20 protein-coding genes are annotated in these 22,556 nt (G+C 71.7%); 9 read left to right on the top strand and 11 right to left on the bottom strand.

Going from position 1 to position 22,556, the window contains the following annotated elements; all coding sequences use genetic code 11:
• Positions 1 to 96: 96 nt before the first annotated feature.
• The 8 genes from IT371_17530 to IT371_17495 all read right to left on the bottom strand — a co-directional run bounded on the left by IT371_17530 (position 97) and on the right by IT371_17495 (position 8,340).
• Positions 97 to 879, bottom strand: coding sequence for a PspA/IM30 family protein (locus IT371_17530; protein MCC6749470.1), 783 nt, complete (start codon positions 877 to 879; stop codon positions 97 to 99).
• 111 nt (positions 880 to 990) lie between these two features.
• Entirely contained in the window at positions 991 to 2,493 is a 1,503-nt protein-coding gene (locus IT371_17525) for a HAMP domain-containing histidine kinase (GenBank protein ID MCC6749469.1), read from the bottom strand.
• Positions 2,490 to 3,185: a response regulator transcription factor gene (locus tag IT371_17520; protein MCC6749468.1), complete on the bottom strand. Its 696-nt coding sequence runs from the start codon at positions 3,183 to 3,185 to the stop codon at positions 2,490 to 2,492. Before IT371_17520 ends, IT371_17525 begins: the two co-directional genes overlap by 4 nt.
• A gap of 59 nt (positions 3,186 to 3,244) precedes the next feature.
• Entirely contained in the window at positions 3,245 to 5,053 is a 1,809-nt protein-coding gene (locus tag IT371_17515) for a hypothetical protein (protein MCC6749467.1), read from the bottom strand.
• Entirely contained in the window at positions 5,050 to 5,913 is an 864-nt protein-coding gene (locus IT371_17510; GenBank protein MCC6749466.1) for a hypothetical protein, read from the bottom strand. The genes IT371_17515 and IT371_17510 overlap by 4 nt, the downstream gene beginning before the upstream one ends.
• A 131-nt stretch (positions 5,914 to 6,044) precedes the next feature.
• Positions 6,045 to 6,617, bottom strand: a complete 573-nt coding sequence (locus IT371_17505; GenBank protein ID MCC6749465.1) for an exosortase-associated EpsI family protein — start codon at positions 6,615 to 6,617, stop codon at positions 6,045 to 6,047.
• Complete coding sequence (locus IT371_17500) at positions 6,614 to 7,453, bottom strand: exosortase/archaeosortase family protein (protein ID MCC6749464.1); 840 nt, start codon at positions 7,451 to 7,453, stop codon at positions 6,614 to 6,616. Before IT371_17500 ends, IT371_17505 begins: the two co-directional genes overlap by 4 nt.
• Before the next feature lie 134 nt (positions 7,454 to 7,587).
• Entirely contained in the window at positions 7,588 to 8,340 is a 753-nt protein-coding gene (locus IT371_17495) for a competence/damage-inducible protein A (protein ID MCC6749463.1), read from the bottom strand.
• Positions 8,341 to 8,454: 114 nt separating this feature from the next.
• On the opposite strand from IT371_17495, the gene pyrR reads away from it, so the two are divergent.
• The 6 genes from pyrR to IT371_17465 all read left to right on the top strand — a co-directional run bounded on the left by pyrR (position 8,455) and on the right by IT371_17465 (position 17,659).
• The gene (gene pyrR, locus IT371_17490) at positions 8,455 to 9,018 is read left to right on the top strand and encodes a bifunctional pyr operon transcriptional regulator/uracil phosphoribosyltransferase PyrR (GenBank protein MCC6749462.1); all 564 of its coding nucleotides are present in this window, start codon (positions 8,455 to 8,457) and stop codon (positions 9,016 to 9,018) included.
• Positions 9,015 to 9,947: an aspartate carbamoyltransferase catalytic subunit gene (locus tag IT371_17485; protein MCC6749461.1), complete on the top strand. Its 933-nt coding sequence runs from the start codon at positions 9,015 to 9,017 to the stop codon at positions 9,945 to 9,947. The genes pyrR and IT371_17485 overlap by 4 nt, the downstream gene beginning before the upstream one ends.
• Positions 9,948 to 10,004: 57 nt before the next feature.
• Entirely contained in the window at positions 10,005 to 13,583 is a 3,579-nt protein-coding gene (locus tag IT371_17480; GenBank protein MCC6749460.1) for a FecR domain-containing protein, read from the top strand.
• A 62-nt stretch (positions 13,584 to 13,645) separates the two neighbouring features.
• Positions 13,646 to 14,935, top strand: a complete 1,290-nt coding sequence (locus IT371_17475) for a dihydroorotase (GenBank protein ID MCC6749459.1) — start codon at positions 13,646 to 13,648, stop codon at positions 14,933 to 14,935.
• Between the two features lie 420 nt (positions 14,936 to 15,355).
• Entirely contained in the window at positions 15,356 to 16,846 is a 1,491-nt protein-coding gene (gene coaBC / locus IT371_17470; protein ID MCC6749458.1) for a bifunctional phosphopantothenoylcysteine decarboxylase/phosphopantothenate--cysteine ligase CoaBC, read from the top strand.
• 9 nt (positions 16,847 to 16,855) lie between these two features.
• Entirely contained in the window at positions 16,856 to 17,659 is an 804-nt protein-coding gene (locus tag IT371_17465) for a uracil-DNA glycosylase (GenBank protein MCC6749457.1), read from the top strand.
• Here the strand turns inward: IT371_17465 and IT371_17460 are convergent.
• Entirely contained in the window at positions 17,630 to 18,736 is a 1,107-nt protein-coding gene (locus tag IT371_17460) for a GGDEF domain-containing protein (protein ID MCC6749456.1), read from the bottom strand. The two genes, IT371_17465 and IT371_17460, sit on opposite strands and share 30 nt — an antisense overlap.
• Before the next feature lie 313 nt (positions 18,737 to 19,049).
• Between IT371_17460 and IT371_17455 the strand changes: the two genes are divergently transcribed.
• The 3 genes from IT371_17455 to IT371_17445 are packed head-to-tail and all read left to right on the top strand — an operon-like array spanning position 19,050 to position 20,835.
• Positions 19,050 to 19,556: an ATP-binding protein gene (locus IT371_17455; GenBank protein ID MCC6749455.1), complete on the top strand. Its 507-nt coding sequence runs from the start codon at positions 19,050 to 19,052 to the stop codon at positions 19,554 to 19,556.
• The gene (locus IT371_17450; protein ID MCC6749454.1) at positions 19,553 to 19,936 is read left to right on the top strand and encodes a hypothetical protein; all 384 of its coding nucleotides are present in this window, start codon (positions 19,553 to 19,555) and stop codon (positions 19,934 to 19,936) included. Before IT371_17455 ends, IT371_17450 begins: the two co-directional genes overlap by 4 nt.
• A gap of 17 nt (positions 19,937 to 19,953) precedes the next feature.
• Positions 19,954 to 20,835, top strand: coding sequence for a hypothetical protein (locus IT371_17445; GenBank protein MCC6749453.1), 882 nt, complete (start codon positions 19,954 to 19,956; stop codon positions 20,833 to 20,835).
• Positions 20,836 to 20,860: 25 nt separating this feature from the next.
• Here the strand turns inward: IT371_17445 and amrA are convergent, their stop codons facing one another.
• Together amrA and IT371_17435 are read right to left on the bottom strand one after the other, a co-directional pair.
• Positions 20,861 to 21,421, bottom strand: coding sequence for an AmmeMemoRadiSam system protein A (gene amrA / locus IT371_17440; protein MCC6749452.1), 561 nt, complete (start codon positions 21,419 to 21,421; stop codon positions 20,861 to 20,863).
• Entirely contained in the window at positions 21,418 to 22,524 is a 1,107-nt protein-coding gene (locus IT371_17435; protein MCC6749451.1) for a hypothetical protein, read from the bottom strand. The genes amrA and IT371_17435 overlap by 4 nt, the downstream gene beginning before the upstream one ends.
• Between the last annotated feature and the right edge of the window lie 32 nt (positions 22,525 to 22,556).

The following is a 22,556-nucleotide window of genomic DNA, read 5'->3' as shown; positions in this document are numbered from 1 at the left end:
GCCGAGCAACCATTGGGACTACTTCGACCTGCGAAGAATCGCGCGAGCTACAGGTGACGATCGAACGGTCCAGTCGTGGCCCTTCAGGGGGTGTCCCTAGGCCTTTTCGACCTGTTTCTCGACGGTGGTGGAGGTCTCTGCCGCCTCGGTGCCGATCGGGCCGAGGCTCTTCGGCCCCGCCTGGATGCCGGCGGTCTCGGCCGTCTTCAGGCCCATCTCGACCTCGAACTGGGAGAGCAGGTCCTCGGCCATGTTCTCTTCCATGGCCTTCTCGGCCTGGATCTGCTCGACCCCCTCGCCGGAGAGGTCGGCCGCCACGCGCACCTTGGCGCGGTTGAGGTCGATCTTTTCCTGGATCACCTGCTCGAGCTGGCCGAAGTCGGTGGTCACGTTGAAGTCGAAGGACTGCGAGAGCTGGGCCATCTCCGCCTCGGCCTGGGACATCTTCAGGTCGGCCTCGTAGCGCGTGATCTTCTCGCGCACGTCGGCCAGCTTCTTGGTGGCGTGCTTGATCTTCTCGAGGTTGTTCCCGTAGGCCTTCTCGTGCATCACGAGCTGCTCGCGGTTTTCCGCCAGGTCCTGCTGGACCTTCTGGAGCTGGATCGCGAGCTGGCCGGCGGTCTTGCGGTCTCCGGCCTTGAGGTAGGCCCTGATCTTCGCCTCCAGCTCCCGCGTCTGCTTCTCCTCGGAGGCCACCTGCCGCTGGACGCGCTCGACGAGCCCTCGATACTGCTCGAGGCCCTGGCGCCCCTGCTTCATCTCCTCGACCGCCTTGTCGTACTCGTACTGCATCTGGGCAATGGGGTCTTTGGTCCAGAACCAGTTCGCCAGCTTGTTGAACTGCGCGCGTATCGACTTGCCGATCTTGGCGAAAATCATCTCAGCCTCCGTCACCGCCGCGTGGGATGTGCACCGGCGCCCGGGAGTATAGACAGCGGGGAGAGAGGCTGACAAGGGACGAGCAGGCCACCGGATGGGTCGAGGCGTCGCTCAGTCCGGCGCGGGGAGCTCCACGGTGAAACAGGCCCCGGCGCCGGGGGCGCTCGTCAGTCGGACCGCTCCTCCGTGACCCTCCGCCACGGCGGCGACGATGGCCAGCCCCAGGCCCGTGCCCCCCTCTGCGGCCCGGGTGGTGAAGAAGCGGTCAAAGATGCGCGTCTGTTGGTCGTCGGCGATCCCCTGTCCGTGGTCCTGCACCGACAGCTCCACCCGGCTCCCGGCGCGGCGCAAGGCCACCACCACCGGGGCGTCGGCGGGGCTGTGGCGCACCGCGTTCTCCACGAGCGCGGTGAGGGCCGAGACGAGCTGCGCCCGGTGGCCGCGGTACGGCAGAGCGTCGGGGACGACGAGCTCGAGCGGGCAGCGGGGGAAGGCCGAGGCGACCTCGCGGACCAGCGCCGAGAGGTCCAGCCCCTCGCGCTCCGCCGTGGGGGCCTCGATCCGGGAGAGCTCGAGCACCCGCGAGACGAGGCGGTCGAGGCGCTCCACGTCCGAGGCGATCATCCTGAGAAAGCGTTCGCGGGCCGAGGCGTCCTCGGCCGCGCCGTCCAGGAGGAGCTCGGCGGCGCCGCGGATCGAGGCCAGGGGCGTCTTGAGCTCGTGCGAGATGTTGGCCGCAAACTCGGCGACATAGGTGGCCCGGTGGTCGAGCTGCCTGACCAGCGTATCTACCGAGCGGGAGAGCTGACCGATCTCGTCCCCGCGCCGGAGCTGCAGCACTGCCGTGCGGTCGCCGCGGGCGAGCCTTCCGGCGGCGTCGTTCAGACGCGCGATGGGCCCCGAGATCGTGGCGGCGAGGAAGAGCGAGAGCAGCGAGCTCAGGCCGAGCGCCACGACGAGCACGGTCACGAGCTGCCGCCGGAGACGGTACAGACTCTGCAGGACCGGCACGGTGGAGCGGGTGACGTAGACCGCGCCGGCGACGGCGCTGCCCTGCCTCACGGGGAGCGCGAGGAAGAGGAAGACCCGGCCAATGCGCTGGTGAACGCGCGTGGCCGTGCCGAGGCGCCCTGCGAGGGCCTGCCGGATCTCCACCCGCTCCGCGATCGGCCCGGGATCTGTGGCGGTGTGGTGCCGCGTGGGCTGGGAGCTCCGGCCGAGGAGACGCGGCACCGCGGGCTCGGCACCCTCGGGGGGGCCCTGCTCGTGCGAATCCGCCGTGACGCGCCCCATTCGGTCCACGAGGCGCAAGCGCAATCGCGTGCGCTGCGCCGCCACGGCGAGAGCCGGGGCGACCGTGCGAAAGGGGAGGGCGCCGTCGGCGGGCGGGAGGTGCTCGAGGAGCGTGCGCAGGAGCTGCGCCTGATGCAGCATGTCGGTCTCGAGCGCTCGCAGCCCCTCGCGCTCGTAGGTCCGCGCCCATTCGAGTCCCACCGCCGGTATCAGCACGACGAGCAGGTTCACGAGGAGGAGGCGCGTCCGCAAGCGTACCGCCTGGCGTGCGACGACGCGAAGCAGGCGGCGGGCCCGGGAGGGCGGGGGGGCTTCTGTCACGGGGTGGTCGCGGGTTTGCGTGCCTTGTACCCGACGCCGTGCACGGTCTCGATCGGTTCGTGGCCCGCGCGACGGAACTTGCTGCGGATGCGGCGCACGTGGGTGTCGATGGTCCGCTCCGTGATGTGGTGGTCGTAACGGTAGACCTCGCCGACCAGCACCTCGCGGGTCAGGACCTGCCCGGGGCGTCGCAGGAGGGCCTCTAGCAGAGCGAACTCCGTCGCGGTGAGCGGCACGAGCTCCCCGTGGCAAGTCACCTCGTGGGCCGCGGGGTCGAGCGCGATCGGCCCGTGGCGAAGGAGCGACGCCGGCGCGGGGGCCTGCCGCGCGCCGCGCCTGAGGATGGCTCTGGCCCGCGCGACCAGCTCCCGCGGGGAGAAGGGCTTGGCCAGGTAGTCGTCGGCGCCGAGCTCGAGACCTACGATGCGATCCACCTCGTCCCCTCTCGAGGTCAAGAAGATGATCGGCAGCTCGCTCGTGGCGCGCAGGCGACGGCAGACCTCGAGTCCGTCGAGGTCCGGCATCATGATGTCGAGGACGAGCAGCTCGAAGGCGCGAGCGGGATCCTGGGCCAGGGAGAGCGCCGCCAGGCCCCCGACCGCTAGGGTTATCTCGTGGCCGTCCCGGGCGAGGGCGTATTCCACCACCTCGCGGATATGGGGGTCGTCGTCGGCTACCAGGATGCGGGCCATGCCACCTCGCGAGGCCCCATGATCACGCGTGGGGGCGGCTCGAAGCAAGCGCCCAAGCCTCACGCGCGCCGAGCCAGCCACCCGCGCCGCCGGGCGTAGGCCAGTCCGAAGAGGGCGAGCGCGAGCAGGGCGACCTCGTGAGGCTCGGGGGTGGAGTGGAAGGTGGTTTGCGGCAGGCCGTCGTGAGCCGCGGGGACCTGACGCTGCCACCTGCGCCCCGAGGTCGCGCGGTCGTAGTCGGCATCCGTCTCGGTGGCGAGGAGGGCCGTGTACTCGCTGGACACGCCGTGCGCTTTCGAGAGGGCGATGATCTCGTCCACGACCGGCGGCTCCTCGCCGAAGAGCGCCACGCGCTCCATCAGCTCGTGGATCCGACCGTGGGCGTAGAGGGCTCCGACGGCCCGAGAGGTCGTCGGCCACGGGGTGCCGACCAGTGCCTGGGAAAGCGGGCGCCCGTCATGGGTCGCTCCGGAGAGAGGGGCCGGGTCGTCCCCCGTGGTCGAGCCGGACACGAGCAGCGCGTCGGGTCCCTGCCCGAGGAGACTCAAGCGGGAGCCAGCGCGCGACCGGATCGCCGGCGGCGGACGGTGGGAGAGAAGGTCCCGAGCTGCAGCCTCGGGCGAGCTCCGGGCGTCGAGCGCGCGGTAAAGACCGCCGGTCAGCCGGGTGAGCGAACGCAGCGACTCCTCGGAGGGGGCCCCCGCCGACGCGAAGATGGAGATGCGCGGGCCCGGTCGATCCGCCAGCTCGCGGAGGAGCGCTTCCAGCTCCGCCTGATGGAAGCGAGTGCCACCGTCGGTCACGAGGACGACGTGGGAGGCCCCGGCCAGACGCGCTGCCCGCACGGCGGGGGCGAAGGCCGAGCCCCCGCGGGGGCGCCACGCCACGCGGCGTTCGCGGGCGGCCGTACGGGTCGCACCGGTTATGACGGTGAAGCCGAGTGGCTCACGGAGCAGGACCTCGAAGGCGCCCATCGCGAGCCGGTCTCCGTCGGGAACCAGGGTCAGCCAGGCGTCCGCGGCGGCGTGCAGCGGTCTGGCTCCCTCAGCCCCCATCGAGCGCGATACGTCCACGAGCAACGCCCACCGTTCGCGCGCAGGGGCGGCTGGGGCGAGCGGCAGCTCCGCCAGGAACACGGAGCGTTCCTTCTCCCGCGCGACGACGAGGGAGCCGAGGAGGGCGGGTCCGGAGCGCGCGTAGTCGAGGACGATCGGCCCGCGGAACGAATGGGCGGCCGCCCCGAGCGGCAGCGCCCACGCCCGTTCGCGCGCCAGGAGCTGGCCGGCGAAGCCGGTGAGCCGGGGCGGGCTCATCGCAAAGGGGGCCGACAGGTGCACGCCCAGCCGCAGGACGTGGATCGGGGGGCCCGGGGGCGGCGCGAGGGCCACGCGATAGCGACCGCGGCCGAGGAGCTCCACCGGCTGGGCGAAGGTCAGCTCGATGCGCTGCCGTGAGCGCGGCAACACGGGAAAGATGCGAATGCGGAAGAGGGTGCTGGAGAGGCGCTCGACCAGGGCCGGGTCGCGGCGCTGGTTCACGATCCCCTGGTAGATCTCGCGGGCGCGCTGACGTTCGAGGACCCGCGCCTCCCGCCGGACCCCGTTGACCCAGAGGGCGAGGCTCGTCACCACGGCCCCGTGCGGGACGGGGTAATAGAACGTCGTTTCTAGAGGGGTAGCATGTGGATTCTGGAACTCTTGCGTCAATACGGTCTCGACGGTCGGGTGGACGACGCGGACCGTCAGATCGTGCCGCACGAGCGGGAGCGAATCCTCCGCTCCGGCGGGGACGAGGCCGAACCTCTGAGCCCGCGCTGCGCCCGGAAGGACCAGGACGAGCGCCAACGAGAGATGGGCGAGCGTTTTCATCGCAGTCCTCCGAGGGGGAAGGGAAGGGCTCCGCGGCCAAAGGGACCGCTGGAGGGCGAACCAAGGTCGAGGAACCACCAGGGACGAACGAGCGCCTCGCGACGGTGACGCGCCCGCTGCCGCACGGGTTCGTGGAGCGTCTCGTCGGTGAGGCGAAGATACGCGTCGGCGATGGCGGCCTGCCGGTCGGGGACCCCTTCCGCGCGGAAGTACGCGTCCACGAGCAGGGCGGGCGCGACCCGGAGCTCCGCGACCGCCTGGAGGCGCTCGGTCGAATGCGGCGGAAGGGCGACGAGCGCGGTCACGGTCCGGTCGAGGCCAAGGCGTGCGGCCGAGGCGTGAAGGGCGGAGAGCGCGGCGGCGGCCACGGGCAGCACGAGGGGGACCACCACGAGGAGGACGCGCGTCGGGCGACGGAGGCGCTCGCGGAGGCCGCGGAGGTCGCGAAGGACGTGCACGAGAGCCACGGCGAACGCGCCGTAGGGGGCGAGGCCGGCCAGACCCAGGCCGAGCCAGATGATGGCCAGCAGCGAGAGGGGGATGAGCGGCACGAAGAGGAGCGCCAGGTAGCCCCAGAAGAGGAGGCTGAAGAGCGCACCGAGAAGGAGCGTGATGCGGGCCCAGGTCGGTCCTGGCAGCTGGTCGACCGAGCCGGGGCCGTCGGGGTGCGGGCGCCGCGGGGCGAAGAAGAGGTGAGCCAGCGCGGAGGCGACGGTGGCGAAGAGCGCGACCGTTCCGATGCCGCCGAGCTCGACCACCCCGAGGGCGGTGTTGCAGAGCCAGGCGAAGGTGGGGAGGGCGACCCCTCCCGCGAGGAGCGCGAGCACCCGCAGCAGGGGGCGTCCTCGCCGCGGGCGCACGGTCGCGGCGCACTTCGGGCAGGCGCACGGGCGGTGCTCGACGCGTGGGTCGTACCAGGGCGCTGCCCGGAAGGGGTGAGGTGGTGCGTGCCGCGAAACGGGGGAAGCGGGGACAGGGGGTGTAGCGTCCATTATTCGGGTCTCCTTCGGCGGTGGTGCATCAGTTCGGCGAGCGCGGCTTCGGCCCGGGCGGGACCCGAGTCGAGGATCTGGACGGTGGACCAGGTGCGCTCGCGCCCCAGCAGGGCCTGCCCGAGGGCACGGATGGTGCGGGCCGCGTAGCTGCAGACGGCGCGGCGTCCGTCGTCATAGGTGTACAGAAACGCGCGCACCTCCGAGCCCCGCCGCAACGTCAGCTCCGTGGCGCACCCGTGGGCTGTCTTCCTCTCGCGACTGGCGAGGACGGTGAAGCCGTCCGCCTGCAGGCAAGCCGTCGGCGGGTGGTGTTCTCTGAGACCGCCTCGCACGGTGACGGCGGCCACCTGGGTCGCCCCGTAGGCTCGCCGGAGGATGCGCGCTCCACGACGCGCGACGAGCGCGGCCTCGGCCTTGCTCAGCGAGAGGGGCGAGCCCGGCGCGCCGAAGAGCGTCCCGGGGAGGGCGAGCCCTGCGTCAGGAGCGAGGGCCGGCCTGGATGGGGCGGCGGTTAGCGGACGCAGGAGCGCAGCCAGGAGGAGGCCAAGAGTGGCGGTGCGGGCGCTCATGCGGAGCCCTCGGTGGAAACTGAGCACGAGGGCGATGGCTGTCGCTCCCGGAGCAGCACGAGCAACGGGGCGGCGACCACCACGAAAGCCACGAGGCCGAGGCTCTGGTGGGCGGCGTCGCCGAGAGGCCGACCGAGGTGGAGCTGCGCTGCGGCCAGGCCCACGACGCGCATGGTGTTGGCCCCGACGAGCGCGACGAGGAGTCCCATCCAGCCGAGGAGCTGCCGCGTGCGGCTCCGGAGCGAAGGCAGGGTGAGCAGCCCGAGCAGCAGGCCCACGTAGAGTAGGCGGATCCCGCTGCAGCTGGCATCCACCACGAGGGTGGTCTCGCCAAGGCTCAGCTCCGCGCCGTGTCGCCGGAGCGGCAGGCCGTAGAGCCGCAAGATCGTGGCGGCGCCCTGCGAGGCGAGCTCCTGGAGGCGGTGGCCCACGAGCGCGTTCCCCCAGTAGACGGCGGGCAGCGAGAGGAGGCCGAGCCAGAGGCGAGGGTGGAGGTACCATCGGCCCCGCTCGACGAAATAGGCGGCGACCCAGAGCTGCAGGCTGAGCAGCGCCAGGGCCGCTAAGAGGACGTTTAGCTCCAGGCGGGCCACGAGGAGGGTCGTGGCCGCCACGAGGAGGAGTCCGCGGAGGTGCGGTGCGCTGGCCTCCGCGCGGCGCGGGCCGAGGTGGCGAAGCTGGGCCAGAGCGAGGAGGAGCGGAAGAAAGCCCCAGGATTGATAGCTCTCGTCGGTCCAGGTTCCCACGAGCCACCGGATCGCGGGGGCGTGGAGCAGCGCGAGAGCGCCGAGAGAGCCGACGAGGAGAGGATCGATGGAGGAGATCAGGCGTCGCATGCCACTACGAGCCTAGGCGCCTCGAATGACCTGCGCGGGGAAGGTCCGAGGAGAGTTGGCGGCGAGAATGTGGCGAATCGATGGCAGGGAGGAAGGTCCCTGCAATTTCAGGAACTACAGTGCCGGTGGAGCGATCACTCCTCGCCGGACTCGACGCGCAGGAGCCGGTCCTCGGGGAGGCGGGTGATGAGCTCGGTCAGCGCCGTCTGCACCTGCCCCGCGTCGCTCCCTTCCACGGTCACGAGGACGCTGTAGCTCGGGTCGCCGAAGCGGGGATAACTGCCGATCTTCACGCTGGGCAGGTCGCGCTGGACGCGCCCAAGGAGCTCGGCGATGTCGCACTCCTCGGCGCGCAGGTAGAGGCGGTGGAGCGTCGGCGACTTGCCGCTGAAGAGGCTCCGCACGAGCTCGAGCTGGGCGACGAAGAACTGGGGTATGCCGGGGAGGATGAAGATATTCCGGAAGGTCAAGGCGGGCACCGGCCCGTCCCCGAGGAGTCGCGTCCCCTCGGGGACCTCCGCCATCTTGAAGGCGGCCTCGGCCACGCGTTCGCCGAGGTAGTGCCGGACTAGGCTCTCCAGGCGCGGGTGCCGCACCAGTCCGACGGAGAAGGCCTGCGCGATCCCTTCCATCGTGCGGTCGTCGTGGGTGGGACCAATCCCGCCGGAGGTGAAGACGTAGTCGTAGCGCGCCGCGCAGCGCCCGACCTCCTCGGCGATCTGGGCCGGATCGTCGCCGATCGTGGTGATGCGGCAGAGCTCCACCCCCACGCTCCGCAGGAGGTCGATGAGACGGTGTCCGTTGGTGTCGCGCACCTTCCCGGAAAGGATCTCGTCCCCGATGATGACCGCCGCCGCAGTGACCACGTTCCCAGAATACGGCCGCACGAAAAGCCGTGCAACGCCCGCGGCGGAGGGCACGGGGCCGCGCGCTGTCGGGGTGCCTCGAATCCCGTTGACCCGTCTCCGGCCGGGACATAGGTTACGCGCCGCGGAGAGCGCATGACGACGATCCTCGAGAAGCGCCAGCTCATGGACGACGCGACCTTGGCTCGGGTGATGCGTCGTCTGGCCCACGAGATCGTCGAGCGCGAGGGAGGAGTGCTGGACCTCGTGCTGGTCGGCATCCGGACCGGCGGGGTCCACCTGGCCGAACGGCTGGCACGACTCATCGAGGAGGCCGAAGGCGAGCAGGTGCCCGTGGGTGCGGTCGACATCACGCTCTACCGGGACGACCTCTTCGCGGGCCTGCCGCGACCCGAGATAGGTCCCACGGAGCTGCCGTTTCGCCTGTCTGCCCGGAAGGTCGTGCTGGTGGACGACGTGCTGTATACCGGTCGCACGGTGCGCGCAGCGCTGGATGCGCTCAACGACTACGGACGACCTCGCCGGGTGCGACTGGCCGTCCTCGTCGACCGCGGGCTGCGCGAGCTGCCGGTCCAGGCAGACTACGTGGGACTCCGGGTGGAGACGGAGCCGTTCCAGACGGTGAAGGTGCGGCTCTCGGAGCGTGGCCACGTGGATCAGGTTGTGCTTCTCGAGATGGAGGCGGAGCCCGGCGCATGACCTTCCGGCAACGACACCTTCTGGACATCAGCAGTCTGACCCGCGAGGAGATCGTCTCCATCCTCGATCTGTCCGACCGATTCCTCGACATCTCGGAACGGCCGATCAAGAAGGTCCCGACGCTCCGCGGGCGGACGGTCGTCACCTACTTCGTCGAGCCGAGCACGCGCACGCGGACGAGCTTCGAGATCGCCGCGAAGCGCCTCAGTGCCGACACCCTCAACATCACGGCCTCCGCCTCGAGCGCGGTCAAGGGGGAGACGCTGCTGGACACGGTGCGCAATCTGGAAGCGATGCGGCCGGAGATCCTGATCATGCGACACAGCGAGGCGGGCGCGCCGCACTTCATCGCCCGTCACCTGGACGTGGCCGTCGTGAATGCCGGCGACGGCTCTCACGCGCACCCTACCCAGGCGCTGCTCGATTGCGCGACCATTCGCCGGCAGAAGGGGAGAGTCGAGGGGCTCGAGGTGGCCATCGTCGGCGACATCGCCCACAGCCGTGTCGCGCGGTCGAACCTGGCGGCCCTCGGCAAGCTCGGGGCCCGCGTGCGTCTCGCCGGCCCCCGGACGATGCTCCCCCCCGGGGTCGAGGGCCCCGGAGTGCGCGTGTGCCGCACGCTCGTCGAGGCGCTCGAAGGCGCCGACGTAATCATGATGCTCCGCATCCAGGCCGAACGTCTGCAGCAGCAGAGCCTCTTTCCGACCGCGCGCGAGTACGCCCGCACCTTCGGGCTCACGCAGCGCCTGCTCGAGGTCAGCCACCCCCAGGCGATCGTCATGCACCCAGGGCCGATCAACCGGGGTGTCGAGCTAGCCCCCGACGTGGCCGATGGTCCGCGGTCGGTCATCCTGGAGCAGGTCAGCTACGGGGTGGCCGTGCGCATGGCCGTCCTCTACCTCCTCTCGGGGAGCCCCCCCGTCGAGTAGAGCGGCCGCTGGCGCGCTGGACCCGCCACGGGGCCTGTGCCTTACTCTCTACCAGCCATGTCCGTCGCTCGCGCTGCCCTGGTGGGCCTCCTCCTCGTTCCGCTCGTGGCCGGGTGCGGTGCGGGCCGCCGGGCGGCGCGTGAGCTCTCCCGGCAGAAGGGCGTGGCGGAGGTCCTGCGGGTCGTCGCGGTGGGGCCGCGCAGCGGGCACGCGCAGGGGGTGAAGCTCCCCGGCGCGGCCTGGCAAGCCCTGAGGCCGGCGCTCCCCCTCCCGAGCGGAACGCTCCTCCGCACGGCGCGCGGCGTACGGGTCCAGGTAGTCATGTCGGACGGTACGCTGCTCCATGTGAACGAAGGGAGTGAGCTGCTGCTCGAGGGAGCGAACGCGCTGCAGGTCCGTTCGGGGGAGCTCTGGGCTGAGATCCTTCCCGGCGGCGGGCGGCCGGTCACTTTCAAGACCCATGCGGGCCAGGTGGTCGCGCACGGCAGCAAGCTCGATCTGCGCGTCGCCGCAGGCTCCACCCGCCTCGAGGTGGCCCGGGGAGTGGCCGAGGCCGCGAATGCGCGAGGACGGGTCGAGGTGGGCGCTGGCGAGGTGGCCGAGATGCGGCGCGAAGAGGCGCCTCGGATCCGACCGAGCGAGGACCTCGCCGGTGCGACGCGGTGGGCGCGCGAGGGGGGAGCCATGCACCCCTCCGCGCAGCAGCTTCGTCCGGGGATCGGATCGCTGACGGCGCGCGTGGCGCGGCACGGGCGGCCACACGCCCTACAGCTAGCCTCCCAGGTGGTGCGCGTGCGCATCGCAGACTCCATGGCCACGACCGAACTAGAACAAACGTACTATAACAATTCTTCTAACGTTCTAGAAGGAAGCCTCCGTTTTCCACTTCCCGGGGGTGCGACCCTGGCTCGGGTGGCCGTTCAGGTGGGGGCGCGCCTCGAGGAGGGCGAGTTGATCGAGCGGCGACGCGTCCGGCCGGGCCAGCGCCATGCTCTGGAGGACACCATCCGTCCGCGCGTACCGTTCCGTCAGGGGGCGGCGCACCACCGGAGCGTCAAGGTCAGAATCCTGCCCGTCGCTCCCCGGGCATTCCGGCGCGTGCTCCTGGTCTACACCGAGGCGCTGAGAGGGGTGCACGAGCGCTACGAGTACGTCTATCCGTTCGCTGCGGAGCGGGGCGCGGGCGGCTCGATCGGCTATTTTTCGGTCGACGTCGAGCTCAGGCACCGGCGTGGGATCGGGGCGGTTGCGACGCCGCTCTACGCCGTGAGCACCGAGCGCAAGGGAGACCAGGTCCACCTGCGCTACGCCGCGAGGGCCTTCCTCCCCACCGCCAGCGTCGTCGTGAACTTCGAGACCGCGAGGAAGGGCCCCGAGCTGGAGTTGCTCGTGCAGGAACCCGAGGGGGGACGGCGCGGCGGCTGCGCTCTTCCGCGCAAGGAGGGGGAGGGAGAAGCAACGCAGCGGGGGGACCCCTGTGGGGACCGGGGCGGGTATTTCGTGGCCGCCCTGCGCCCGCAGATCCCCGCGGCGGGGGCGCCGGTGAGGCGGGACTACCTCCTGCTGATGGACAGCTCCTACAGCACGGGGAAGCAGGGGTGGGCCCTGCAGGTCGCGGCCCTGCAGGCCCTACTGGCGGAGATGGACCTCCGAAGCCGCTTCGCGGTTCTCGCGTGCGATGCCCGGTGCCGGGGTTGGGCGCGCGGTTTCCGCCATCCCACGGCCCAGGCGCGGCGGGACGCGCTGGCCTTCATTCGATCGGTGGGTCCCGCCGGTGCGACAGACCTGCAGGAGGCCTTCGTCGCCGTGGCGGCGGCGATCCGCGGCCGGAGCACCCCGACGCACGTCATCTATCTGGGGGACGGCCGACCCAGCGCGGGGGAGCTCCGCGACGGACCGCTGGCTCAATGGGTGCTCGATGCGCTGACACCCCACGGTGCGACGCTCAGCGCGCTGCGCATCGGCCCCGAGGAGGGCGATGCCTGGCTCCGGGAGGCGACGCGTCGACTCGGTGGAACGCTGCACCGGCTGGGACCGGGGGACGATGTGCCCAACCGGATCTTCGACCTGCTGGCCACGCACTATCGCCCCGCGCTGCGCGGCGTCGAGGTGAGCTTCCACGGCGTGCCGGTGCACCGCGTCTTCCCGGAACAGCTCCCGGCGGTGCCATCCGGGGGTGAAGTGCTGCTGGTCGGGCGCTACTCCTCCCCGGGGGACCTGCAGGTGCGGGTCCGCGGCACAATAGGAGAGGAGGTTCTAGATAAAACGTTCACTATGCGTCTGGGGAGCGAGGCGGGCGGGCGACGGTCGGCGCGCCTCGGGGCACGCCTCTGGGCCCAGCACTACGTCGAGGCGCTCGCGGCGGACGACTACGCGCACAACCGGCCGGAGATCGTGCGCGCAAGCCGGGCCTACCAGGTGCCGAGCCGGGCCACGGCCGTGGTGATCGTCGAGAACGAGCGGCAGCATCGGGAGGTGCTCGCGGCGCGCCGACGAGAGCGCGGGCTCGGTGGGACCGACGCGCGACGTCGCCCCGGGGGAGAGGAGCGGGATGGTGCCGGAGATCCCGACGGAGAGGAGACGCCCTTCGAGGAGCCACCGGACCTCGCAGGGCGCCTGGGCGGGGAGGTCTCCGGCGCGGCTGCGGCGGCGCAGGAGAGTGGAGGGAGCCGCCCCCGCCGGCCGGTAGTCACGCTGCGCGTGGAGCAAGCCCCGGTCGGGGGAGTCGCTCCGAGCCCGGAGGAGGTGCGCTTGCGTCGGGCGGTCACGGCCCAGCCCCTGCGGCGCTCCCTGCGCTTGGCCTACCACCGTCAGCTCGTCCGGCTCGGCCGGTACGAGGAGGCGCTGCGCCACGCGCGGAGCTGGGCCGAGATCGATGGCTCGGGGGCCGAGGCGGTGCGCGCGCTGGCCGAGAGCGAGGCGGCCGCGCTCGACCAACCGCGCGCCCTCCGTACCTACGCGTCGCTCGCGGAGCTCCACCCGAGCAGTCATCGGCTGCAACGGGCGCTGGCCGAGATGTATCGCCGCAAGGGAGACCTCGGGCGGAGCTGCTCTCACCGCTGGTCCGTCCTGGCGCTGCAGCCGCAGCAGGCAGCGGCGCGCACGGAGCTCGCGCGCTGCCTCGTGGCGCGGCGGCTCTCTCGGACGGAAGCGTCCCGGCTCCTGGGGCGCGCCCTCGGCTGGTCTCCCCCAGACGACGGCGTGGACCCCCGCGTCGAACGGCTGCTCGACGAAGCTGACGAGGAAGAGGGCGGGGGCGCCCCGGCCCTCCCCTCCGGGACGCTCGTCGTGAGCGCCACGTGGAAGGTGGGGCAGGATCTGGACCTGGCGATCGTGACGCCGTCCGGGCAGCGGATCACCCCGCTCTTCGTGCTCCGGAGTGGAACCGTACTCGCGGACAGCGTGGACGGCTCGACACCCGAGGTGCTGCGCCTGGCCACCTTGCAGGACGGCATCTACCGGATCGAGGTCGCATCGGGGCACCCGGGAGCGAGCCCCGCGGCTGCCGGGGTCGTCGCGGTGCGCGCCGGAGCACAGCGGCGGGACTTCCCGTTCACGCTCACCTCCCCGATCCAGGCGATAGCGCAGGTGCGTCAGTCGCGCTCCTGGGTCCCCCTCCAGGCGCCGGTGCCGTGACCGCGGGGGACGCCCCGGCCGTTTTCGGCTACGATGGCGTCGACTAGCTCGTCGAGGCAGATATGTCGTTGCTCATTCGAGGCGGACGCGTAGTGGACCCCTCGCAGGATCTGGACCGCGAAGCCGACGTGATGATCGAGGGGGGCCGGATCGCGCGCATCGACCGTGGCATCGCCGGGGCCGAGCGGGTGATCGATGCCCGGAACCGCCTCGTGCTTCCTGGTCTCGTGGACCTGCACGTCCACCTACGCGAGCCGGGGGAGGAGTACAAGGAGGACGTGGCATCGGGGACGCGGGCGGCGGTGGCCGGCGGCTTCACCACCGTCTGCTGCATGCCCAACACGCGCCCGGCGAACGATACGCGGGCGGTGACGGAGCTGATCGTCAACCGCGCGAGAGAGGTCGGCTTGGCTCGGGTGCACCCCGTCGCCGCGATCAGTCGGGGACTCGAGGGGAAGAGCCTCTGCGAGTACGCCGACCTGAAGGAGGGGGGCGCGGTGGCCGTGAGCGACGACGGCCGCTGCGTGATGGACGCCGGCCTCATGCGCCGCGCGATGGAGTACGCCGCGACCTTCGACCTGCCGGTCATCCAGCACTGCGAGGATCACAACCTCTCGGCGCGCGGGAGCATGCACGAGGGCCACGTCTCGACGGTGATCGGACTGACGGCCCAGCCGGCGCAGGCCGAGTCGGCGATCGTGGCCCGAGACCTGGAGCTCGTGGAGCTGACGGGGGCCCGTTACCACGTGGCGCACCTCTCCACGGCGGGTTCGGCGCGGCTGGTCCGGGCGGCGAAGGCCCGCGGCTTGCCCGTATCGTGCGAGGTCGCGCCGCACCACTTCACCCTCACCGACGAGGCGTGCCGGGGCTTCGACACTGCGACGAAGGTGAACCCGCCGCTTCGCGGGCGCGATCACGTGGACGCGGTCCTAGAGGCGATTGCCGACGGCACGGTGGACGCGATAGCCACCGACCACGCGCCGCACTCGGAACTGGAGAAGCTCGTCGAGTTCGGCCTCGCGGCCTGCGGGATCTCCGGCCTGGAGACGGGGCTCGCGCTCAGCCTGGAGCTCTGGCGGAGAGAGGTGATCAGCCTGCCGCGGCTCGTCGCTCTCATGACCTCGAGTCCGGCGCGTGTGGTGGGCCTGCCGGCCGGCACGCTCCGGGTCGGGGCGCTCGCCGATCTCGCAGTGGTTGACACCGAGGAGAGCTGGGTGGTCGACCCAACCCGCTTCCACTCCAAGGGGCGCAACACGCCGTTCGCCGGGCAGACTCTACGCGGGCGCACGAAGACCACGGTGGTAGGCGGGAGGGTGGTCTTCGACGGCACGACGTGCGTGGGGCCGCGGTGATGGAGGCGGGCCGCGAACTCGCCGCGGCGCTCTCGGCCCAGATCGACCGAGTGGCCGCACGCTTCGCGGAGCCCCCGTGGGAGGAGGAGATCCGCGGTGCGCGGCAGGAGTACGACGCCCGACGCGGGCGGATCTTCGACGACGACGACATCTTTTCGCTGCACATGGCGACCTTCCTCGAATGGTATGTGCTCGAGCGACCGCTCGGGGGAGGAGCGCCGCCGGCCTGGCGCGTGCTGGCCGCGGAGGCGTCGGAGGCATCCGAGCTCGGGGAGGAGCGCAGGCTGCTGGCGCGGCTGGCGCGCAGCTATCGGACGCTGCTGCAGGTCACGGGGTCCCACCGGGGAGGGCGTTTCGTGCTCGACCTCGTGCGCGGGGGACGGTGGTTCGTCTCGTGTCCCGACGACGTCGTTGGCCTCGATGCGGGCGAGATATGCGAGGCGCGGCTCGTCCCGCTCGAGGGGCGCGTGGCGCTGGGGCCCACCGTTTTCTTCCACCCGCGGGCGGCCGAGGCGTGCGTCCGGGGGCTCGTCGCCGAACGGGCGCGGCAGGGGAAACTCGACGCCCGTTTGGTGGACGAGCTGGCCGAGATGCGGCTGCACTACGGTCGATTCCGGCAGATCGACGTGGAACACATCTACTGCGACCGCGCCACGCGCGGCCCGTCGCCCGGGAGGTCCTGACGTGGAGAGCTTCCTGAAGCCCGACCTGACCGGTCGCCGGGTGCTCCTCGCCGTGTCCGGAGGGGTCGCGGCCTACAAGGCGGCGGAACTCTGTCGCCTCCTCGTCCGCTGCGGTGGCGCGGTGCAGGTCATGATGACCGACGCCGCGCGCGCGTTCGTCGGAGAGGCCACCTTCGCCGCCCTCTCCGGGCGTCAGGTGGCCACGGGACTCTTCGACCCGCAGCAGGAATCGCAGATCGGCCACATACGGCTCGCCGACGAGGCGGAGCTTCTGGTGTGCGCGCCGACAACCGCCGATCTGCTGGCGAGACTCGCCCACGGACTCGCGGGGGACCTCGTCGGGACAGTCTATCTGGCGTACGCCGGCCCCGTGCTCCTCGCCCCCGCGATGAACGTGCGCATGTGGGAGCACCCGGCCACGCAGGCCAACGTCGAGACGCTCGTCCGCAGGGGCCACCGTTTCGTCGGCCCGAGCCGTGGGGAGATGGCGTGCGGACACACGGGACCCGGGCGGATGGCCGAGCCCGAGGAGATCCTGCAGGCGGTGGGGGCATGCCTGGCTGGCGACGACCTTCGCGGACGCCGGATCCTGGTCTCCGCCGGTGGGACGCGGGAGCCGCTCGATCCCGTGCGCTACCTGGGGAACCGGTCCTCGGGGCGCATGGGATTCGCCCTCGCAGCGGAGGCCTCGGCCCGCGGGGCGGAGGTCGTGCTCGTCGCCGGGCCGTCGTCGCTCCCGACCCCCTACGGCGTTCAGCGCGTGGAGGTCGAGAGTGCGGCGGAGATGGCGCGGGCCGTTTTCCACCACGCCGCGGGAGCCGACGCCGTGATCATGGCGGCGGCCGTGGCGGACTTCCGCCCAGTCGAGCGGGCCGAACGCAAGGTCAAGAAGAAGGACGTGGGGTCGAGCTGGACCCTCTCGCTCGAGCCGACGACGGATATCCTGGGTGAGCTCGGCGCGCGGGAGGGGCGGCGTCCCCTGCTGGTCGGGTTCGCGGCGGAGACGGGACCCGAGCTCGAGGCCTACGCGTCGGCCAAGCTGGCGGCCAAGGGGTGCGACCTCCTGGTGGCGAACGACGTCCTTCAACCCGGGTCAGGCTTCGAGAGCGAGACGAACCAGGCGGTCATCCTCGGGAGGGAAGGCCTTCGCGAGGTTATGGCGCTGCTCGAGAAGCGCCAGCTGGCCGCGCGGATCCTGGACCGCGTCGTCCGCGGACTGGCGAGATAGGTCGGACGCATGGGCGAGAGCGGCGACGTGCGAGAGGAGCTCGCGAGGCTGGTGGGAGACCTGCGCCGGCAGCTCGCGTGGCGCCAGGCCCACGGCCTCGCGGGAGTGGGAGCCTCGGCGAGTCCGCGGCTAGCCCCGGGGCCGGAGGCGACCGCAGCGCCCACGCCGCGACCCTCTCCCGCGGAGGCGGTTCAGGCGGAGGTGCTGCAACCTTCGTCCTCCTCGGTCGACGACCACGCGGGACGGCTCGCGGCAGTGCGCGCGAGCCTCGGCGACTGCCAGCGCTGCGACCTCGCCCAGGGGCGCACGCAGATCGTCTTCGGCACGGGGAACCCCGGCGCCGCGCTGATGTTCGTCGGCGAGGGCCCCGGGCGCGACGAAGACCTTCAGGGGGAGCCGTTCGTGGGGGCGGCGGGCCAGCTCCTCACGCGCATGATCCAGGCGATGGGTCTCGCCCGCGAGGAGGTTTACATCGCGAACATCGTGAAGTGCCGCCCCCCGGGGAACCGCAACCCGGAGCCGGCGGAGATTGCCGCGTGCGAGCCCTTCCTCCGGGCGCAGATCGACGCCATCGGCCCGCGGGCGATCGTGGCGCTCGGCAGCGTGGCCGCACGAGCGCTGCTCGGCACCTCCGAGGCGATTTCGCGGCTACGAGGGCGCTGGACGAGCTTCGGCGGGATCCCCGTGATGCCCACGTTTCACCCGGCCTACCTCCTGCGCAATCCCGAGGGCAAGCGACCGGTGTGGGAGGATCTCAAGCAGGTCATGGCCGAGCTCGACCGTCTAGGAGTGCCGCGCCGCGCCGGAGGATGAGTCGTCAGGCGTGCCGGCTGCGACCACGCGATTCCTTCCACCGGCCTTGGCTTGATACAGGGCCCGGTCGGCCTCTCGCACCAGGGCTTCGCCGGTGGCGGGGCTGTCTGCCGACGCAACGCCTGCGGAGAGCGTGACCCCGATCGCGCAGTCCGGGGACAGGATCACGGTGAGCTCCGCGACCGCTCGCCGAAGGCGCTCGGCCGCGCGCGCGGCCCCTTCGATCCCCGTGTGGGGGAGCAGGATGGCGAACTCCTCTCCACCGTAGCGGCAGGCGATATCGGGGGCGCGCACGATGGACTGGATGGCGCGCGCCACCGTCCGCAGCACCTCGTCTCCCGCGTCGTGCCCGTGGGTATCGTTGATGGACTTGAAGTGGTCGAGGTCCAGGATCGCCAGCCCGAGGGGCTGTCGGTAGCGATTGAAGCGACCGATCTCGTACGCCAGGCTGCGCTCGAAGTGGCGGCGGTTGAAGAGGCCCGTCAGGTCGTCGACGATGGAGAGGTCCCGAAGGAGGTCGTTACGTTCCCGAAGCTGCTTCCGCGTCTGCTCGAACATCAGCGCACGCAGGTTGGCCTCGTCGAGCGTGACCGCGCCGCGGCAGATCCCCATGGCCAGGTGGGCGAGGAGCTGCAGGGTGGCAGCGAGCGGGGCGGAGAGCTCCCGCACCGACGGGCCGTGCAGGAGGAGCGCGCCGTCCACCGATGGGATCACGATCGGTCCCGCCTCGGCGGCGGGCGACGAGCCCTGGAAACCGTCGCAGACGAGGGAGGCGCGTGACCCGAGTTCCACGCGGTGCGGGTCGACGCGGTCCTCGGGATAGAGGGCGGCGAGCTGGTCGGGACTGAGCATAAGGGCGGCGCTCGTCGCGCCACCGAGCGAGGCCGACGCGTCGAGGAGGGTGCGGAGGAGCTCCCTCGGCGGCTGTCCCCGCGCGAACTCCTCGAGCAGGACCAAGATGGGGCTCGGGTCCAGCGGCGGGGCCACGGGGAGCTCCGTCTCACCGTCGCGCACGCCTCCCGTGTCGGGCTTCGTGCCCGGCAGAGGGGAGGGGCTTTCGTTCTGCGTCGCGGTCACGGGCGGAGGGTCTCCTTCGGACGGATCCTAGTTCTCTCCTTATCATCGAACGGAAGCGCTGGCGATTGAGCGGCGGGGAAGGGGCGGACGCTCAACGCCCGCCCGCCGCGGTCGATGGAAAACGTGAAGGGCGGCCCAACCTCACCCCGCCTACATGTCCGCACGGGACCTCGAACCCGTTCAGGCATGGACAGAGAGGGGCCCCGCGTGGAATTCTGACGCCATGTGGGCAGGGCGTGTCATCCCGCGCGCAACGTCGGTTGCGGGACTCGGTGGGGGCGGCCGGAGGCCGTCCGAACGCGTAGGAGGCGCCATGAGCGCGGCAAGGGAGCAGGCGACCAGCCTGGAATTGCGTTTCTCGACTTGCCAGTGGGACGTCATCCCGCAGGTGCGTCGACTCGTCGCGGCGTATCAGCGGGAGCTCCTTCCCGAGCACGATCTGGTGGGCCGGGTAGCGCTGACGGTGCACGAACTGCTGGAGAACGCCGTCAAGTACAGCAAGCCCGGGGACACCTTTCTGCGCGTCGAGCTCAGCTTCGAGGCCGACACGCGCACGGTGTCGGTGACCGTCTGCAACCGGGCCACCCCGGAGGCCATTGCCCAGCTCGAGGCGCACGTGGCGGCTCTGCTGCGCTTCGAGGACCCCATGGTGGGCTACCAACAGATGCTGCGCCGCGCCGCGAAGAAGGACGGAGGCTCGGGGCTCGGCCTGGCCCGCATCATGGCCGAAGGCGAGATGACCCTTCGAGTGCGGGTCGAAGAGCCCGAGACGGTGTACGTCACCGCCCGCGCGCGTTCCGCCGAAAGGAGGGACGCATGACCACCGAGACGAAGATCCCCTCCGTGACGAACGGGACCTTGAACATCGAGACCTCCATGCAGGGGCCGAGCGTCGTGGTGACGATGGTGGGGAGCGCCGAGGCCCAATCCCCCGACTTCCTGCAGTCCTTCTTCGGCCGGCTGCACGCCGAAGCGCTCCGGTCGCAGGTGACCGAGGTCGCGGTCGATCTGCGACGCGTGGAATTCCTGAACTCTGTCTCGCTGAAGGCCTTCGTGAGCTGGATCGTGGAGCTGGAAGAAGAGAACAGCGCGCACCGCTACCGCATCCGCTTCGTGTCGGACACTGCGGTGCCGTGGCAGCGACGGAGCCTCCAGGCCCTGCGAGCCCTCGCGGCCGACCTCATCGTCGTCGACAGCTAGCATACCGAGGCGCGTCGATGGCGACCCCGACCCGTCGATGGGTCCTTGCCGGCGTGCTCGCAGCGAGCGCGTCCGCCTGCAGCACGCAGCGGGCCGGTCGGGACCTGCTCGCCGCGGGGAAGCCGGCGGAGGCGCTGGGTCTGCTGCGCGGGGGCAGCGCGGAGGGGCTTCGCCTGAGGGCCCTGGCTCTGCGAGGCGCGGGGCGGTTGGCGCAGGCACGCCTCGAGCTGCGGATCAGCCTGGCCCTCGAGGAGCTCTCGGCCGAGGCGCACCGCAACCTCGGCTATCTGGAGGCCCACGAGGGGCGACTCGGTGCGGCGCGTCGTCACCTCGCACGCTCCCTGGAGCTCGACCCGCGACAGCCTGGGCTGCGAGCGGTGCTCGAGACGCTTGGCCGGCGACGGAATCGCCTGGGCCGCCGATGCGCACCCCGGGTGCCAGAGCTCCCGGAGACGGTGGCGGGCGGAGGGGCGTGCCCCTCGCCGGCCGCGGCCGGTCGAAGGGTCCGGGAGCTCGAGGAGCGCGCGCCGCTGCTCGGCTGCGAGGGTCCGGCGCTCGCCCTCGCGCTGGAACGAGAGGGGTGTCGCGCCGCGGCGCTCGCGCTCTGGAGGTCGCTCCGGCGCGAGTCCCCGGGCGACGAGCGCTGGGCCTACGCGGAAGGACGGCTCCTCCTGTCGGAAGGTCGCCGCGACGAGGCCCTCCTGCACCTGCTGGACGCCGCGTACCTCGCGAAGCGGCGGGGGCGGGCCAGCCTGCGGATCGGTCGCCTGCTCCTCGGCGCCGGGGAGAAGGCGCTGGCTGCGCAGCGCGCCGTGGAGGCGCTGGTCCTTGCCGAGGACGCCGACGAGCGCCTCACCGCCACGCGCTTGCTTCGCGACGCGGCGGCAGCCACTCCGTGAGCGGATCGAGCGCTCCCGACACCGGCTATCGCGGTGGGTGCTCTCCGAAGACCTCGGCCGTGAAGACCTCGATGAGCGTCGACGGATCGCGCCAGGCCTCCGGCGGCAACCCCGCTTTCCGGCAGGTGTGGTCGAGAAAGGTCTCCCGGTCCCAGCCCGCCTCGACCGGCACCTGAGGCAAGAGCACGCCCCGCCGCGTCCCGCGTTGAACGTGCAGCCCGTGGACTCCCACCTGGACCTCCCCCGGGTCGAGAATCCGGTGTCGCGGGGACAGGACCGAGATCTCGATCTCGATCTCCGGCAGCTCCTCGGGGCGGACCGGTGGAAAGCGGGGATCGCTCGTCGCGGCGGCCACCGCCATGCGGGATACCGTCTCCGCGAGCGGGTGGGTGACTTCGAAGGTTCCGATGCATCCCCGGAGCTGCCCCTCGGCGTGCAGCGTGACGAAGGCGCCACCGGGCTCGAGCAGCCTCGGCCCGACGTCCTCGAAGACCGGTCGCGTCCCGTCGCCCAGGAAGGACTCGATGGTCCGGCGAGCGATGCGGAGTAGAGCTGCCCGGTCCTGGTCGTCGAGCTTCATGGTCATCCCTCCCCGGCCGCGGGCTGCTCGGCGCGCGGGGAACTCCCGACGTGCAGGTCGGGCGGAAGCACCCGCTCGACGTGCTTTCGGGCGAAGGCGCTCGCCCCCACCTCGGGACCCGGGTGAACGAAGAGCTCCGCCGCCCCGCGCGCGGCGAGGGCCTCCTCGGATCGGCCTTGCGCGGCGAGGAGGTGCGCGGTGTCGAGCAGGACCGTTCTGGCCGCGGCGCAGCGCTCGACGGTGAAGTAGTCCGCCACCGCCTGGTCCACGAGCGCGCGGACCTGCTCGGCTCGCACCTCGTCGGAGATGACCAGCCGGCTCGTCGCGAGCTCCTGCAGCTTGAGCATCAGGCGCCGGAGCGGTTCGGACTCCGGGACCCAGGCGCGAAGCTCGCGCAGCTCGAAGAGGGCGAGCAGCTTCTCTTCCGAAACCTGCGTCGCGGGGAGGGTCAGGGCCGGGTGCGGCGTGCGGGGTGCGGGCCCGAGCAGCGAGCTCGCGCGGAGGAACGTCGACGGGAGACCGCGGCCGAGCGCCTCGCAGCGGCGAGCGGCGTCGTGAATGAACCAGCGCGCCTCGTCTGCGGTCACGGGGACGGCCGAGACCTGCTTCTGCAGGGCCTGGAGGTCCTGGCGCAGCGTGCGGCGGTTTACCCGTCCGGTCGTGAATTCGAGGAGCCCCGTCCGCGCGGAGGCGCGCGCCCAGTGCAGGAGCAGCCCCTTGCGCCCCGGCTCGGCGAGCCAGACGAGCCGCTGCCCGTGGCCGTCGTACATGCTGACCATCCCCGCCAGCGCCTCGCCTTCGGAGGGCGCCGGCGCGCTCGGGAGGGCGGCCTCCGCCGGGACGGGGACCTCGACCGCCACCTTCTGGCTGCGCAGGCGGTGGAGCGCCGTCCGCGCGGCCTTGGCCACGCCGCGGTGCGGAAGCCCGGCGAGCCAGGCCAGGTGCTCGGTCCGCTCCCGGACCAGCAGCTCGGCGAGAAGCGCCTGCACCACCTCTTCGTCCACCTCTGTCGGAGGCGCGGCCAGTTCCCCCCGCGTCACCTCGTGGGCCCACGCGAGATCCGCGGGCCAGGCGCTCTCACCGCGGGGCTGTTGCAGTCGCTCCTGCAACCTTTGGACATTGCTGGACGATTTTCCACGCT

It is taken from the genome of Deltaproteobacteria bacterium, from assembly GCA_020848905.1.
GTDB lineage: Bacteria > Myxococcota_A > Polyangia.
The sequence above is the reverse complement of the archived record's forward strand: the minus strand, read 5'-3'. Positions and strand labels throughout refer to the sequence as shown.